Raw genomic sequence first — 16,083 nt, forward strand, 5'->3', positions numbered from 1 at the left:
TATCTCAAAGTAGTAATATTTGAGATAGCTTTTTTTATATAAATTTAAATAAACTAGATAAAAAGTAATAAAATTTGGAATTTACGCTAATGAAAAAGGTCAAATTTACGATATTATTAGAGATTAATAAAAACTAATAGAATATATAATCTAATTTTAGGAGGAAAAGATGAATAAACAGGGTATATTAGGAAAAGTATTAGCTATTATTTTACCATTAGTTGTGGTATCTATGGCTACAATAACTGCTGTTAGTTACATAAGTAGTAAGAAAATAATAAATGCACAAATAAAAGAAAGCATGACAAATAATTTAAATAGTAAGGTGGAGAGTACTGAAAAAATACTATTGAAACATGCTAAAATTCCTGAAATGTTGGCAAAAAGTGTAGAAACATCACATAAAATATATAAAAAAGGTGAATATGAAGAAATATTAAAAAAGGCTGCTGGCTTAAATAAGGAAACTTATGGTAGCGGAATATGGTTTGAACCTTATAAGTTTGATGCTAAAATAAAAAGCTTTGGGCCTTATGCATATAAGAAAAGTGAACAAACAGTATATACTGATGATTACAATAATGACCAATACGATTATTTTAATCAAGAATGGTATAAAAACGCGTTAAATACTTCAGAAAAAATAGTCTGGTCACCAGCATATTATGATGAGGTAAGTAAAGTTGCAATGGTGACAACATCAGCTCCTTTTTTAGATAAAGATAAAAAGCCTTTAGGAGTAACTACTGCGGATATAGATATAAGTGTTATACAGAACATGATTGGAAATATAAAAATAGGTAAGACTGGAAGAGCACTTCTTATAGAGAGCAGTGGAACATATATTGCAGGTGTAGATGAGAGCAAAATACTAAAAACTAAGATTCAAGAAGAAAAAAACAGCAGTTTAGCTAAAGTCAGTAAGAATATATTATCCTCTAAAAATGGTGAAGAGTACTTTGAAAAAGATGGTGAAAAGTATAGAATATACTATAAATCAATTCCAACTACTAACTGGATAATAGGAATATATATGGCGGAAAGCGAACTTTACGCTCCTGTAAAGAGCCTTCTTATTAGATCTATAATAATAATGATAATTGCAGGAATAGTGACATTACTATGTATATATTTAGTCATAAACAAAATAGTAAATTCTATAAAAAAAGCAGTAAATCATTTAGATGTAATTTCTAATGGTAATTTAACTATGGATGTGCCAGAAGAATTTTTAGATCTTAAAGATGAAATAGGACAAATAGCTAATGCTCTTTCTAAAATGCAAACATCTTTGAGGGAATTGATTTTGGGTGTGAAAAATGTAGCAGAAAACATAAGTAATGAATCAGAAAGCTTATCAAATATATCAGAGGGCATGTCATCAGCATCAACTAATGTTTCTGTAGCTATACAGGATGTGGCTAAGGGAACAGGCAACCAAGCAGAGGATTTAATAAAGATAACAGGTAATCTTAGTGACTTTGATCACTTACTTAGTAAAACTATTGAAGCTATAAAAGATATAAATAGTATTTCAAAGAAAATAAACTTTTTAGCAAAAGATAGTAATGATGCAATGGAAGAATATGTTGGTATAACTGAGAAGTTTGAAAAGTCTTTTGAAGAGTTAGCAGAGTATATAGAAGGATTTTCTAAGAGTGTAAAGGACATAAATGAAATAACAAATCTTATAAATAATATATCTGATCAAACAAATCTTTTAGCCCTAAATGCTGCTATAGAAGCTGCAAGAGCAGGAGAAAAAGGTCAAGGGTTTGCAGTGGTAGCAGAAGAAATAAGAAAACTTGCTGAACAAAGCAAAAATTCAGCAGGAGAAATAAATGTTAGAATAGATGATATACTTAAAAAGACAGATACAGTTTCAGAAATGACATCTACTATGGATAAAGACATAGAAACTCAAATAGGTATATTGAGTAAAACATTAAGTGCCTTTAAAAATATAATGAATGGAATAGAAGAAGTTATGCCTAAAATACAAGGTGTAAATGATATGACTGGTGAAGTAAATAGTAAAAAAGATGATATACTGCAAAAGGTAGAAGGAGTATCATCTGTAGCGGAAGAGGTTTCTGCATCCTCAGAGGAGATAGCTGCTGCGGCAGAGGAAATGAACGCATCTTCAGAAGAAGTGTCTGCCACTGCTAATGTATTAAATAACATGACAAAGGATATGGTGAATTCCGTAAATAAATTTAAACTATAGATAAAAGTCATTAAATCAGTGTAATATACTTGCCCTTTTGTTTATATAAATAAAACTAGTGTAGATATAAGTACCAATTCAATGTAATGTACCTCAAAGGTTAGTTTTGTTTAATCTTTGAGGCATTGTATTGTTGGTATTTTTTTATGAATTTTTGCACATGAAATCCTAATTTTAACTCCAATAATTAGATATAAGGTTAGCTGAAAATGGTAAAGGGTATAAAACAATAGGTATAGAGGTATAGAAATTTAAAATAGAAAATTTAATATATATTTAAATTTTCTATTTGTATAAGGGATGAGATTTCAGTAAAATAAGCATAAATGATATACATAGGAGGGGTATTTTATGGATAACAAGGAATTTTTAGAAAAGGTAAGAAAAACAGCAGAAGGATATTTTGACAGAGGAGAGTTTTTCTGCTCAGAGGCAGTAGTTAAAACTATTAATGAGCTATTAGACAAGCCTTATGAAGAAACCGTTACAAAATTAGCTTCAGGTTTTCCAGTAGGCGTTGGAAAATCAGGATGTCTTTGTGGAGCTGTCAGTGGTGGTGTAATGGCATTAGGAATGGTTTATGGTAGAGTGCATGGGGATAAAATGAATGAAAGAATGTTTCCAGTAGCAGCTTCATTACATGATCATATAAAAAAACTATATGGAAGTACTTGTTGTAGAGTTATGACTAGAAATTTTGAATTTGCTTCACCAGATAGAAAATGTCACTGTGTAAAAATAACTGGAGAAGTTGCAGCTTTTGTAGCAGAGAAATTTTTAGAAGATGAAGAAATAGCTAAAACTATAAAGAAGGACTAGGTGATTAAAATGGAATTTAACTGGATTCAGACTTTAACTTTTCTTGTAGCTTTTTTAATCATAGGGTATGGAATTAAGAAAAGGGTGCCTGTATTTAGTAAGTATTATATTCCAGCTCCTTTAATAGGGGGATTAGTATTTGCTTTAATTATTATGCTTATAAGTAAATCTTATACTATTAAATTTACATACAGTTTTTTACCTGTTTTTGTGGCAGGGTTCTTTGCTTCTATTGGAATGAGGTTTGATTTAACCACTATATTAAAAAAGGGAATAAAGTCTCAAATGTTATACTTTGTAATAACCATCATTATAGCATTTTTTCAAAATATTGTAGCAGTGCTTATTGGAAAAGTATTTGGAAGATCTTTTGCAGAAAGTTTAGTGGTGGGCTCTATTAGTTTAATGGGGGATCACACTTTAGTAAAGACAGCTCCAAATTATTTAAAAGCAGGCAAAGCATATTTACCTCAAATACAGGGTATATCGATACTTACATTGTATATAGCTACTATTGTAGGAGTAGTTCTATTTTATAAAATGAAGTCAAAGGTAGATATGTCTAAGACAGTAAAAATACCTGCTCCTAGCTTAAGCCCCATGGAATTTTTAAAATATATGTTTTTATTTTTAATATGTATAACTTTAGGTTTATTACCAACTCAATTAGGAATAGGTAACTACATAAATCCTGCAGGAGGCGGGTTTCTTGCAGGCGTTTTTGTTAGACAATTTATAGATGGCACTAAGATTTCAAAAGTAGAGGTGCCGCCGGTAAATATTTTAGGAAACTTCTGCCTTTCAATGTTATTGGTGACTAATTTTGCCATGTTTAATTTAACTTTAATAAAGAATGTTTCAGTATTTAGTTTAGTGGTGCTTTTGATTCAATTTATAATTTTAATTCTATTTGTTTATTACGTAGTTTTTCGTATGTATAAAAAAGATGTACTAGCACTTTATGCTTCTGTAGGCTTAATAGGATTTAGTTTGGGTATGCCAGCTAGCACTATGTCTTCAATTCAAGTTTTCACTGAAAAGGATGGGGCAGTTCCATTGGCATTATTTACAGTTCCGCCAGTAGGAGCATGGCTTATTACAGTAGTTAATCCATTTATAATAAATTTATTTTTATAGGAATTTTCAACTGTTGGTATAAAAAATAAACAAAGAAATTATATATAAAAAATATGATATTATTATTCTAAGTAAAACATTAAGAAAACGTATATAAAACGAAAAAATATACAAATACGTATATAGTGATATATAGATTATAGTACTAAAAATAGAAGCTGTGTATGAAATAAATTTTCACATACATGGCTTCTTTTTTGTATTATTTATGATATAAAATTTTTATAACTATTTTCAAGTTTGTTAAAGGAAATCGCTTATATATATAGAAGATTTAATGATATAAGGCACATTCAAATAAATAATAAGTCACAATAAGTCAATTGAGTATGCTAGTCTATTTTGGGTCATACTGAGTCAGCGGAACCAGCTTCCTTATACTAACATTTTTGACTTGTTATTTCCTTTCATGTACCTAAATTAAAATATAGGGATAAAGGGTGGTAAATATGGATATTTTAAAATCTTTAGTTGTAGATTTGCCAGAGGATGTTAAGAAATATGTAATGTACGGGGATTTTACTAGAGCAAATAAGTTAATAGATATATACGAAAAAAGAAATATATCCGATTTGTTAAAGCAAAGATTAAATTACCAAAGGCACGTTATGAATATTATAAAAGAAGAGTATATATATTCTTCTGAAGAAGCTCTAAAAATGTGCTGTGAAAAAATAAAAGATTTTTCTATGGAAGAGCTAGAAAACTTAAAAGATGAGAGATTTGCTGATTGGGTATATATAGATGGCAAGGTTATGTTTCACAAAAGATTTTTAAATACAATTTTAGGCGTTTGTCCTGAAATGGCTAATAGAACATTAAAGAAGGACAAAAAAGACCAAAATGATGAAAAAAAGCAACAGTTACTAGACAAAGTGGTAAATGAAATAATAGAAAAGGGACATAAAAGTTATTTTATACATATCAAAACAGGTATAAAGCTCAATAAAGAGGCTGTAAGAAAAGGTGAAAAAATAAGAGTTCATTTGCCTATTCCTAAGCCTTGTAAACAGATAAAAAATATTAATATAATATCCACTAATCCAAATGGTGGTTTTATAGCTCCGGAAGATTGTCAACAAAGAACAGTATATTTTGAAAAAAACGTTCAAGGGGAAGAAGAATTTACTGTAGAATACTCCTATGAAAATTCTATGGAATACAATAATTTAGATGCTTCTAGAGTTTTTAAAAATCAGCCAGATTTTTATACAGGTGAATTATCTCCTCATATAGTTTTTACACCTTTTTTAAAGGATTTAGCAAAGAAGATAGTTGGAGAAGAGGTAAATCCTTTAATAAAAGCTAGGAAAATATATGATTATATAACTACCAATGTTCAATATTCTTATGTAAGACCTTATGCAGGCATTATTAATATACCAGAATATGCTGCTTATAATTTAAAAGGCGATTGTGGAGTGCAGGCACTTTTATTTATAACTTTATGTAGAATATCCGGAATTCCTGCAAGATGGCAATCAGGCCTTTATGTAAATCCACATTTTATTGGCTGTCATGATTGGGCTCAATTTTACATACAACCTTATGGATGGATTTTTGGGGATTTGTCCTTTGGAGGCAGTTCCCATAGGAAAGGAAACACAAAAAGGTGGAATTTCTATTTCGGAAATTTAGATCCTTTCAGAATGGTTGCCAATTCAGATTTTCAAGGTGAATTTGTGCCAAGTAAGAATTTTTTTAGAATAGATCCTTATGACAATCAAGTGGGAGAAGCGGAATATTTGGATAGGGGACTTTCTTCTAAAGACTTTAGTAGCATAATGGAAATAATAGATGTACATGAAATATAACAATATTGTGAAGCAAGTGCCGTAAGAAAAATCACACTTTAAGTCCGTGAAACAATTGTAATTTGGGACTAATCACAATACGCTAAGAACTTCTACATGTTTGCAGATTTCAATTCCCTAAAACCTTAACTCGCTCCTTGCGTCCCTCAAACAAGAAGGTTTCTTAACGGGAATTGAAATCTGCAAACATAAGAAGTTCTAAAGCTAGTTCCATAGTCCCAAATTCCAATTCTTTCACTCCCTTAAAGTGTGATTTTTCGGTTTATGCATAAGCTATCTATGGGGGAATACAGCTAACTAAAGGATGATTTTCCTCCACTACGTTATGGAAAATCTTTTATTGGCGGCAGCCAGCCTAAATACGTAGGCATGATTAGGATTTATATAAATCAATGCCTCACGGCGAAATATATTAGGTCTTATTTAGTACTTTATTTTGACAAGCAATTATTTGTTAGTCAGAAGTTTAACACTTAAAAGTTTTTTTGGCGTGAGCCTGTTGATTTATAATGAATGATCGGCATATAGGTTAAGAAACATAAATATGTATTATAACAATAAATTCCAACATCTAGAAACTATAACCTAGTACCTAGTATTAAAAAACATTTGATGACTAGGGACTAAACGAAAGGCTCCGCCTAAAAAAATATTATGAGCGCTTTCCCATTTATAAATTAAAGATTTTCAGTAGCGCAGCGGAGGAAAATCATCCTTTAGGAGGCCTTCTCCTCTAGAAGCAATGTACGCATGAACCGAAAAATCTGTCTTTAAGGTAACAATAAATATATTTTTTTACACTATTGAGCTAGCTTTAGAAATTCTTTGCTTTCAAATTTCAATACCCGTTAAGAAGCTTTCATGTTTGAGCGCCGTTAGAAGCGAGTTTGAAAGCTTTAGGGTATTGAAATTTGAAAACATTAGAATTTATTGGCGTATTGCGAACAGTCTTAAAAAATATATTTATTGTGGACTTAAAGACAGATTTTTCTTATGACATTTGCTTCACAATATATTCTAAGTGAATAATTTATAGATTCCCGTAGTGAGCATACACACTACTATAGCAATTCCCGTAGGAATTAAAGCAGAAGCCCAGGTCCACTTTGAGCTGCCAGTTTCCTTTTTGATGGTCATTAAAGTGGTAGCACATGGCCAGTGTAAAAGACTAAATAGCATCACATTTATAGCCGTAAGATAGTTCCAGCCGTTGTTTAATAGAATTTGTCTTAAAGATTCGATACTTTCAAAATCTATCATGGAACCAGTAGAAAGATAACACATAAGAAGTATAGGCAATACTATTTCATTAGCAGGGAGACCTAATATAAAGGCCATAAGTATAAATCCATCTAGCCCCATAAGTTTTGCAAAGGGGTCAAAGAAGGAAGCCAAATGGTTTATAATACTTAAGTCACCTATATATATATTTCCTAGTATCCACGTAAATGCTCCAGCAGGAGCAGCAATTAAAATAGCTCTCATTAAAACAAATATAGTTCTGTCTATTAAGGATGTATATAATATTCTTCCTACTTGAGGTTTTCTGTAAGGAGGAAGTTCAAGTGTAAAACTGGAGGGAACTCCTTTTAATAAGGTTTTTGAAAGAATATAGGATACAAGCAAAGTAACCATAACACCAACTATAACCATGAGAGTTATAAAAATAGCAGGAATTATCTTTCCAGAGGATTTCATGGTTGCGGCGAAGAAAACAGAAGAAATAGCTATTAATGTTGGAAATCTTCCATTGCATGGCACAAAGTTATTAGTTATTATAGCTACTAATCTTTCACGTGGAGACTCTATAATTCTACAGCCTATAATTCCAGCAGCGTTGCAACCTAACCCCATGCACATAGTTAAGCATTGCTTACCATGAGCGCATGCTTTTTTAAATAGATGATCTAGATTAAAGGCCACCCTTGGTAAATAGCCCAAGTCTTCAAGTAATGTAAATAAAGGGAAAAATATAGCCATAGGGGGAAGCATTACAGACACTACCCAAGCTAATGTCCTGTAGAGGCCTAATACTAGAACACCATGGAGCCATACAGGAGCATTAATTTTAGTAAACCACTTTGTTAGCATATGTTCAAAGCCAAAAAGAGCTTTAGCAAGAAGTTGTGATGGCACATTGGCGCCTTCAATGGTAATCCAAAAAATCAATGCTAAAACTAATAGCATAATTGGAATTCCAAATTTCTTGGAAGTTATGATATCATCGATCTTTGCATCTCTAGAGAATTTCTTATGGTCCTGCTTTACATATTTATTTTTTATATATTCAGCTGATTTATAGTTTTCTTCTGTTATATATTCTCTAATTTTTTCCTTGTCTATATTTGAAATGATTTTTTTAGATTCTATAGTAAGCTTTTCTAAAGAATTCTTATCTATATATTGGCTCATGGAGTTAAAAAAGCTTTTATCTCCATCTATAAGTCTGAGTGATAACCATCTGGAATTGATAAAGGGTACATTTTCTTGGCATATAGGCTCTAAGGTTTCCACTAAATTTTCTATAGAATCCACGTAGCTAATCTTTTTTTTATTAGAGTTTATACTTTTTTCTGGTAAATTGTATAAAGTCTCTTTTAAATCTTCTATACCTACATTATTTCTAGCTGCAGTTAGAACTACAGGTATTCCCAGTTCATTTTCTATTTCATTAGCATCTATTTTTATGTTTTTCTTTTTTGCCTCGTCTATTAAATTTATGCACAAAACTACATTATCTGTCAGCTCCATCACCTGAAATACTAAATTTAAGTTTCTTTCAAGGCAGGTAGCATCCACAACTACAACTACTGCATCAGGTTCTCCAAAGCATATAAAATCTCTAGCCACTGTTTCTTCAACAGAGGACGCAAATAATGAGTAGGTGCCAGGTAAATCCACAAGTATAAACTCTTTTTCCTTATATGAAAATTCTCCTCTGGCATTGGTCACGGTCTTTCCTGGCCAGTTACCTGTATGTTGATGGAGTCCTGTTAAAGAGTTAAAAACAGTGCTTTTTCCTGTGTTTGGGTTGCCAGCTAGGGCAATTATATATTTGTTTTTCTCTCTTTCAACTTTAAACATATCTTTCATAGAATTTTTACCGGTAGATTGAAAAGTAAGACCCATATAAAAACTCCTTTTTACATTAATAATAAATAGAAGATTTTTTATTGCGAAAATCAACTTAGTATTAATTTTAAAAAATAGCATTGATTTGGTAAAGTCAGCATTAATTTAGCAAACACAGTATTGATTTGACAAATTTAGCATATAAATTTTATTTTGTTATAAATCTAAATAATGCTTAACTTACTTTACATATATAAGCGAAGCCTCTTCTTTTCTTAAAGCTATCATAGCCCCTCTTATATCATATACAGTAAGATTGTCTGCAGGACCTTTTCGTATGACTTTTACCAATGCCCCATTAGTTAAACCAAGAGCTAACATTCTTTCCCTTATAAGACCTTTAGAACATAAGCATTTTACTTCAGCTACACATCCTTCTGAAACATTATAAAGCACGTTCATTGATTATTACCTCCATTTATATAAAGTTTGGGAAACCCTTAAAGGGCTGTGTCAGTGGTGGTTAATTTAATCAAGTCTAATTAAGTTAACCTAAACTAACTTTCACAATATATATTATGGAATGGCCTTTAAAGGTGTTACTAGATATAGTATATAAATAAAATGATATCATTAAGGGATTATTTTCATATCAGATTGTTTAAAATTAGGATTTATAATTGGCCAGTTATAAATAATTATTAATGAGTGACAAGCGATAAGTTATAAATAATAAGTTGAAAATTTTAGGTGATTAGTTGAAAGTGGCAAGTGGTGGGTTTCAGATAATAAGTTAAGGGCTACCATAGGCAACATTAATATTTGATATTTGAACTTGTATATTTTTTTACATGTAGTTATATGTTTGGAAATTTTGTCATAGGATTAAGTGATATCTTTAGAGGGAAGTGATTAAATGGCTAAAGAGGAATTTTTCACCTTTAGGCAATATATGCAAAAGGAAGGCAATGCATTAACGGCTTCTGCGGAGGATTATTTAGAGATGGTGTACAGATTGTCCTTTGGAAATGGTTACACAAGAATTGGAGATTTAGCAGAAGCATTAAATGTTCAGCCTCCATCTGTGACAAAAATGATTCAAAAGCTTGCTGAAATTGATTTAGTTAAATATGAAAAGTACGGGATAGTTGTTTTAAGTGATAAGGGCAAAACCATAGGAAAGTTTTTGTTAGATAGACATAATACTATTGAGAGATTCTTAAGTTTGCTACAGGTTTCAGAAGTTTTAGATGAAACGGAAAAAATAGAGCATACCATAGACGATGAAACGCTTTTAGGAATAAAAAAACTAGTTAAATTTTTTGAGGACAATGAGGAGATAAAAACAAAATTCATATCTAAATTTTAATTTTCAAGTTATGGTGTTGAGCCTAAAAAATAACTTAAAAAAAGCGCTAGTGCTTACCACTAGCGTTTCTTTTAAAATTTATACCTCAGTATTATTGTAAGCAATTAGCTACAATAACTTTTTCTTATTTATCTTGCACATTTTGCAAGGCTGTAGCTATTGCGTCTACAGTTTTATTTAGTTCACTATCATTAGATTGATTATTGCCAATCGCAAGCGATATACTTTGATTAGATAAATCTTGATTTAAAGAATTATTATTTCCACCATAGTAATTTATACGTACTCTTTGCCCTAATTTATTGAATTGTTCTACTAGAGAATCAGCAAACTTCTTATTTTCTGCATAATGTGGGTTGTTTTTTACAAGTGCAATTACTATATCTTCTTCAGGAAAATCATTACGACGTATATTTAAAAGGATACTATTGTTATAATCTTTAACATTTTGTGTTACAAATTTGCGTACAACACCATGATAACTAATATATTTCTTATTAGGTTCTAGAGCTTCTTTAGTAATTTTATTATTTATAAAATCACTATTCATACCTTTTTCATTAAGTTTACTACTTAATAAGTTCCCTATATCAGTTGTTTTTTTGCCAGTTACATATTTCTCATCTGGTTGTGATGTATAAATTAGTACATTAGATGATTTAGCTGATTTTGATATCCTATTACTAGCTAAATTTTTATTGTCAATCTTAGTAGGTTCATATTTTGTAGCTGCAGCTGACTTCTTACTATCTATTGTTGAATATGCAAATCCGGCAATTAAAGTGAATGCTGAAGTAAGAATCGCTATGTTTTTATAAATCTTTTTCATTTACATACTTCCTTTCATATTTGATTATAGTTTAATTTAAGTTATTGAAAGTCGATACTTCTATTTTAAAATATTATGCATATGTTATTTATATTATTCCGTAACTTTAGTTGAGAAAATTTCATAACATATATTTACAGTTGAAAAATTTATAAAAAAATAGAGACAAACTTTACATTTTGTTGTATAAATTAATTTGCAGAAAAACTTTAACAACAAGAGTGAAGCATATATCTCATAAAAGTATTTTATAAAAAAAATTGCCAATAAGACAATTTTTATTTAACATTAGATTCTTCTTATACTTCTAAAAACCGGTATTAAAGCATGTTGCAGAATTTATAAAAGGTTCTACTAAAAAGGGTTACAAAGGAACAATAACTGATATTGTCTTACTGAGTTTTGCTAATTGTCATAGAACAATTTTGGGAAAAGTTCACATTATAAATTTTAAATGAAGAACGGTTATTCATCTAATGCCGAACTTAAAATTTATATACCAAAGTTGAACTTAAATATATACAAATTATCATTGCGAATGGTAACAAATAACATTTAATATAGAATCTCGTTATCAATTGAGAGCAATTATAAGTTAATTTAAACTTGAAATGTCTGAATAATAGTGATATATTAAAAATAATGTTATTATCAATTGAAACAAAAATGATAAACATGCATACAATATTATATAAGATCTATATAATTAAAAGTGAGGTATAAAAATGGAAAGGAATATTATTAAGGGATTAAGCTCCAGTGAAGTTAAAAGTATCCAACAAAGATATGGGCTAAATGAGCTTGTAAAAGAGAAAAAATCAAATGCCATAAAGAAATTTCTTGGTGTATTTAAAGAGCCTATGTTTTTATTATTAGTAGGTACAGCCATATTGTATTTATTATTAGGAGATGCTCAAGAAGCTTGCATAATGTTAGTGTTTGTAGTGTTTGTGGCTTCCATTACCTTTATACAGGAGTGGAAGACAGAAAAAACTTTAAATGCCCTAAAGGAATTAACAACTCCAGAAGTTATAGTACTTCGTGATGGAAAGAAAAAGACTATAAAAAGCTTTGAACTTGTACCAGGTGATATAGTATATTTAAAGGAAGGTGAAAGAATACCTGCTGACTGTGATGTTTTGGAAGTATCTAATTTTTCTGTAGATGAATCTATTTTAACTGGTGAAGCAGAGCCAGTTTTTAAAGTTGTTAAAGAGGAAGAGAAGTTAGAAAATAGTTCTTCTGAATATTGGAGAAAAGATAGGGTTTATGCAGGTACGTTAAGTATATTTGGTACGTGTACTGCTAGGGTTGTGAATACAGGGTTTAATTCAGAATACGGAAAGATAAGTAAGGCAGTTAGTGAAGCTAAAGAAGAGCTATCACCGCTTCAAAAGAAAACACAGCATTTAGTAAAATCACTTGCTATAGCCGGATTTTGCTTATGTTTATTGGTTATAGGATTAACGTATGTATATAATCACAACATTATACAAAGCATTCTCTCAGGTATAACTTTAGCCATGGCAATAATTCCTGAAGAATTTCCTGTAGTTTTAACTGTATTTTTATCCTTAGGAGCCTTTAGATTGGCTAAAAATAATACTCTCATGAGAAAAATTTCTGCAGTGGAGACCTTGGGAGCTGCTACAGTTTTAGCTGTAGATAAAACTGGAACCATAACTAAAAACTCCATGGAAGTTAAAAAAGTGCTTTATAAGAACAATATAATTAATATAGAGGATCTAAATGATAAGGAACTTAGCAATTTAATGATAAGATCTTGCCAGCAGGATCCATATGACCCTATGGAAAAAGCTATAGTAAATAGTGCAAAAAAGTGTATAAATAGTATGAAAGAATTGGAGGAAAATACAAAAGATTATATTGATAATATGGCAAAATCTACAGATAGTAAGGATTTTGGTTGTCATATAGAAATAGTTAACAAAATACCATTTGATCCTAAAACAAAAAGAATGGCTAATATATATAAAGAAGATGAAGATAACTTCTATGTAGCGGCTAAGGGCTCACCAGGGACAATATTACCTTTGTGCAATCTTAGTAGGGAAGAAGAAAAAAAAGTAGAGAAACATGTAGATAAAATGGCTGAAAAAGGCTTAAGGGTACTAGCTTTTGCAGATGGACATAGTATAGGAGTTAAAGACGATTTAGAAGAATACACTTTAGAGTTTAAGGGTTTAGTAGGACTTCAAGATCCTCCAAAAGAAGGGGTAAAAGAGGCCATAAATTTATGTAGAGAAGCTGGCATTAGAGTAATAATGATAACAGGAGATTATAGTAAAACTGCTATGGCTATAGGAAATGAAATAGGGCTTTCATTCAATAATTGTGCTATAACTGGAGAAGCAATGGATGGCATGACAGATGATGAACTATGTGAAGCTGTAAAGGGATGCGATGTATTTTCACGTGTGGTTCCAGAGCATAAAATGAGAATAATAAAGGCTTTAAAGAAAAATGGAGATATTGTAGCTATGACAGGAGATGGCGTAAATGACGCACCAGCCCTTAAGAGTGCAGACATTGGAGTTGCTATGGGTAAAAGAGGAACGGATGTAGCTAAGGAAGCTGCACATATGGTATTAATGGATGACAATTTTACTACTATAGTTAAGTCAGTTAAAGATGGAAGAAGAATTTATGATAACATAAGAAAAGCTATGGTTTATATAATGATAATTCACATTCCAATTGTTGCATTAGCATTATTTTCACCTGTTTTTAATTTACCTCAAGTGCTTTTGCCTGTGCACATAGTACTTTTAGAGCTTATAATTGATCCTACTTGTTCATTGGTATTTGAAGGAGAAGAGGCAGAACGAGATATAATGCAAAAACCCCCAAGGTCTCCAAAGGAACCTTTAGTTACAGCAGGTATGTTATCTAAAGTTTTATCTCAAGGGATAATAATGTTTTTAGCAGCATTTCTTCCATTTCACTACTTAGTAGATAATGGAGTTCATGTAGATGCAGCTAGAAGTTTCTCGCTAATTACATTAGTTATGTCCAATGTAATCATGGTTTTGGTAAATAGATCTAACACTGAATATTTGATTCATATATTTAAGGAAAAACAAAATACTGCTAGATTAGTTGTGAATGCTCTTGCATTAGTGATGGTTTTAGTTATAGTGTATGTTCCTATATTTCATACTATATTTAACACTAGAAGTTTAAATTTTAATATGTTTTTGTTATCTTCTTTAACGGGAATATTAGCAGGCATATGGTGGGAAATAGTAAAATTTATAAAAAATAAAAAGGCAGAAAAATAAATTGAAGTAAAATTTGGAGTTCCTTTTGGTGTTAGGATAGGTTATTAAAACTTAAAACGCTATACAAAAAGGAGCTCTTATTAAAATATAAATTAAAGAAATTCTTTAGGAATTTCAACCTTTTACTATAACAACCATTATATTTATCAAAATAAAATTAATGACTAGGGATTATTCTATAAGTGCGTCTATTTTTATATGTTATCCTCTAGTGAATTTATTGCTGGGCAAATTTACAGATTATAGAAGAAGTTAATGTCTAATTGACAAAGAATATAAAGTGTAATAGAATAGTAAAGAAATGATAATTATATATGTGCTCGTAGCTCAGTAGGATAGAGCAGCGGTTTCCTAAACCGCGTGCCGGAGGTTCGATTCCTCTCGGGCACACCAAGATAAAGCCTGTAACATTAATCTGTTACAGGCTTTAAAATTACTTTTAATATAAACAATAAGTGTAAACCATTTACTGAAATTATTTCCAAATTAATATGAATATATTTTAAAGTAGATAAATAAAGGTTATAATATATATAAGATAAAGAATAAAAATGAGTATTTTCGGAGGTGTATGGAGTGAATGAGAGAAAATTAGAGTTTACTATTTTTTGTGTTGAAAGCTTGGCAGAAAGCCTGGGGATAAATGCTAAAAAAGTATATAAACTAATTAAAGATACAAATGTCTTAGATGACTATATCATACCATGTTACGAACCATTACACTCTCAAAGTAAACACTATATAGTACAGGATTTAATTGAGGTATTGAAGGAAAGGGGAGCATTGAGTTGATAGTATATCATGGTTCTTACTGTATTGTAGACAATCCTCATGTATCTTTTTCAAGGGATGCTTTAGATTTTGGTAAAGGTTTTTACGTAACGAGAATTAAAGAACAGGCAATTAATTGGACAAATAAATTTAAAAGAAGAGGAAAGAATGGATACTTAAATATATATAAATTAGATATAGATAAAGTTAAAGAAATATATAAGGTTAGAGAGTTTTTAAGTTATGATATAGAATGGCTAGATTTTATATTAGGATGTAGAGCAGGAAGTAATATTTATTTACAATACCACATGGTAGTAGGTGGGATAGCTGATGATCGAGTATATAATACAATAGAACTCTATCAGGATAATTTAATATAAAAAGATGAAGCGTTGAAGAGACTACAATATTATAAACCTAATCAACAAATTTGTATTATTAATCAAGAAATTATTGATAGGTATTTAAAGTATGAAGAAAGTAAGGAAGTGTAGAATATGTTAGCAAACAAAACATTACTGCAATCTTTATATAAGAATATAATTTTAGAATTCTCCAAGAAAACAGGTAAGGATTTAGAGGAAAGTATGGATTATTTCTATAAATCACAAACTTATGAATTAATAAGTGAGGGAGTGGGAGATTTGCATTGTAAAGGCGTTAAATACCTAACAGATGAATTAATGCTAGAGTATGGTATTAAAAGTCATAAAAGCTATCCTAATGACTTAATTCACTAA

Annotated in this window: 12 protein-coding genes and 1 tRNA gene; 10 read left to right on the forward strand and 3 right to left on the reverse strand. The window is 30.3% G+C overall.

The genetic code is table 11. The annotated features are described in order from the left end of the window. The first annotated feature begins 169 nt into the window (after window positions 1-169). The 4 genes from CC89_RS14580 (at window position 170) to CC89_RS14595 (ending at window position 5,997) form a co-directional block, all read left to right on the forward strand. Window positions 170-2,227 carry a methyl-accepting chemotaxis protein gene (locus CC89_RS14580; protein ID WP_035293309.1) on the forward strand — a complete coding sequence of 686 codons (2,058 nt, stop codon included), beginning with the start codon at window positions 170-172 and terminating at the stop codon, window positions 2,225-2,227. Window positions 2,228-2,578: 351 nt separating this feature from the next. Beyond that, window positions 2,579-3,046, forward strand: coding sequence for a C-GCAxxG-C-C family protein (locus CC89_RS14585; protein ID WP_035293311.1), 468 nt, complete (start codon window positions 2,579-2,581; stop codon window positions 3,044-3,046). 9 nt (window positions 3,047-3,055) lie between these two features. Further along, on the forward strand, window positions 3,056-4,183 hold the full coding sequence (locus CC89_RS14590; protein ID WP_286161372.1) for a sodium/glutamate symporter: 1,128 nt from the start codon (window positions 3,056-3,058) through the stop codon (window positions 4,181-4,183). Window positions 4,184-4,632: 449 nt separating this feature from the next. Beyond that, entirely contained in the window at window positions 4,633-5,997 is a 1,365-nt protein-coding gene (locus CC89_RS14595; RefSeq protein WP_035293317.1) for a transglutaminase-like domain-containing protein, read from the forward strand. A gap of 1,017 nt (window positions 5,998-7,014) precedes the next feature. Here CC89_RS14595 and feoB read toward each other — a convergent pair. After that, entirely contained in the window at window positions 7,015-9,126 is a 2,112-nt protein-coding gene (feoB, locus tag CC89_RS14600; RefSeq protein ID WP_035293320.1) for a ferrous iron transport protein B, read from the reverse strand. A gap of 183 nt (window positions 9,127-9,309) precedes the next feature. After that, window positions 9,310-9,531, reverse strand: coding sequence for a FeoA family protein (locus CC89_RS14605; protein ID WP_035293323.1), 222 nt, complete (start codon window positions 9,529-9,531; stop codon window positions 9,310-9,312). A gap of 454 nt (window positions 9,532-9,985) precedes the next feature. On the opposite strand from CC89_RS14605, the gene CC89_RS14610 reads away from it, so the two are divergent. Beyond that, on the forward strand, window positions 9,986-10,438 hold the full coding sequence (locus CC89_RS14610) for a metal-dependent transcriptional regulator (protein WP_035293325.1): 453 nt from the start codon (window positions 9,986-9,988) through the stop codon (window positions 10,436-10,438). Between the two features lie 124 nt (window positions 10,439-10,562). Here CC89_RS14610 and CC89_RS14615 read toward each other — a convergent pair whose 3' ends face one another. Continuing rightward, window positions 10,563-11,267 carry a stage II sporulation protein P gene (locus tag CC89_RS14615; protein WP_035293327.1) on the reverse strand — a complete coding sequence of 235 codons (705 nt, stop codon included), beginning with the start codon at window positions 11,265-11,267 and terminating at the stop codon, window positions 10,563-10,565. Between the two features lie 725 nt (window positions 11,268-11,992). Here CC89_RS14615 and CC89_RS14620 point away from each other — a divergent pair. The 5 genes from CC89_RS14620 (at window position 11,993) to CC89_RS14640 (ending at window position 16,083) form a co-directional block, all read left to right on the forward strand. Beyond that, window positions 11,993-14,569, forward strand: a complete 2,577-nt coding sequence (locus tag CC89_RS14620; RefSeq protein WP_035293329.1) for a cation-translocating P-type ATPase — start codon at window positions 11,993-11,995, stop codon at window positions 14,567-14,569. Between the two features lie 316 nt (window positions 14,570-14,885). Then, window positions 14,886-14,962: transfer RNA gene (locus CC89_RS14625), tRNA-Arg, on the forward strand. Between the two features lie 183 nt (window positions 14,963-15,145). Continuing rightward, entirely contained in the window at window positions 15,146-15,361 is a 216-nt protein-coding gene (locus CC89_RS14630; protein ID WP_035293331.1) for a DUF3791 domain-containing protein, read from the forward strand. After that, a complete protein-coding gene (locus CC89_RS14635; RefSeq protein WP_207641510.1) occupies window positions 15,358-15,723 on the forward strand; it encodes a DUF3990 domain-containing protein in 366 nt (121 codons plus the stop codon). Before CC89_RS14630 ends, CC89_RS14635 begins: the two co-directional genes overlap by 4 nt. A 117-nt stretch (window positions 15,724-15,840) precedes the next feature. Further along, window positions 15,841-16,083 carry a hypothetical protein gene (locus CC89_RS14640; RefSeq protein ID WP_035293332.1) on the forward strand — a complete coding sequence of 81 codons (243 nt, stop codon included), beginning with the start codon at window positions 15,841-15,843 and terminating at the stop codon, window positions 16,081-16,083.

Source organism: Clostridium sp. KNHs214, from assembly GCF_000744935.1.
Classification (GTDB): Bacteria; Bacillota; Clostridia; order Clostridiales; family Clostridiaceae; genus Haloimpatiens.

What these genes read in the sequence shown, in the direction of transcription:
- CC89_RS14580 (WP_035293309.1), top strand. Translation starts at nt 170, where the DNA reads ATGAATAAACAGGGTATATTAGGAAAAGTATTAGCTATTATTTTACCA.
- feoB (WP_035293320.1), bottom strand. Translation starts at nt 9,126, where the DNA reads ATGGGTCTTACTTTTCAATCTACCGGTAAAAATTCTATGAAAGATATG.
- CC89_RS14595 (WP_035293317.1), top strand. Translation starts at nt 4,633, where the DNA reads ATGGATATTTTAAAATCTTTAGTTGTAGATTTGCCAGAGGATGTTAAG.
- CC89_RS14605 (WP_035293323.1), bottom strand. Translation starts at nt 9,531, where the DNA reads ATGAACGTGCTTTATAATGTTTCAGAAGGATGTGTAGCTGAAGTAAAA.
- CC89_RS14585 (WP_035293311.1), top strand. Translation starts at nt 2,579, where the DNA reads ATGGATAACAAGGAATTTTTAGAAAAGGTAAGAAAAACAGCAGAAGGA.
- CC89_RS14615 (WP_035293327.1), bottom strand. Translation starts at nt 11,267, where the DNA reads ATGAAAAAGATTTATAAAAACATAGCGATTCTTACTTCAGCATTCACT.
- CC89_RS14620 (WP_035293329.1), top strand. Translation starts at nt 11,993, where the DNA reads ATGGAAAGGAATATTATTAAGGGATTAAGCTCCAGTGAAGTTAAAAGT.
- CC89_RS14610 (WP_035293325.1), top strand. Translation starts at nt 9,986, where the DNA reads ATGGCTAAAGAGGAATTTTTCACCTTTAGGCAATATATGCAAAAGGAA.
- CC89_RS14590 (WP_286161372.1), top strand. Translation starts at nt 3,056, where the DNA reads ATGGAATTTAACTGGATTCAGACTTTAACTTTTCTTGTAGCTTTTTTA.
- CC89_RS14640 (WP_035293332.1), top strand. Translation starts at nt 15,841, where the DNA reads ATGTTAGCAAACAAAACATTACTGCAATCTTTATATAAGAATATAATT.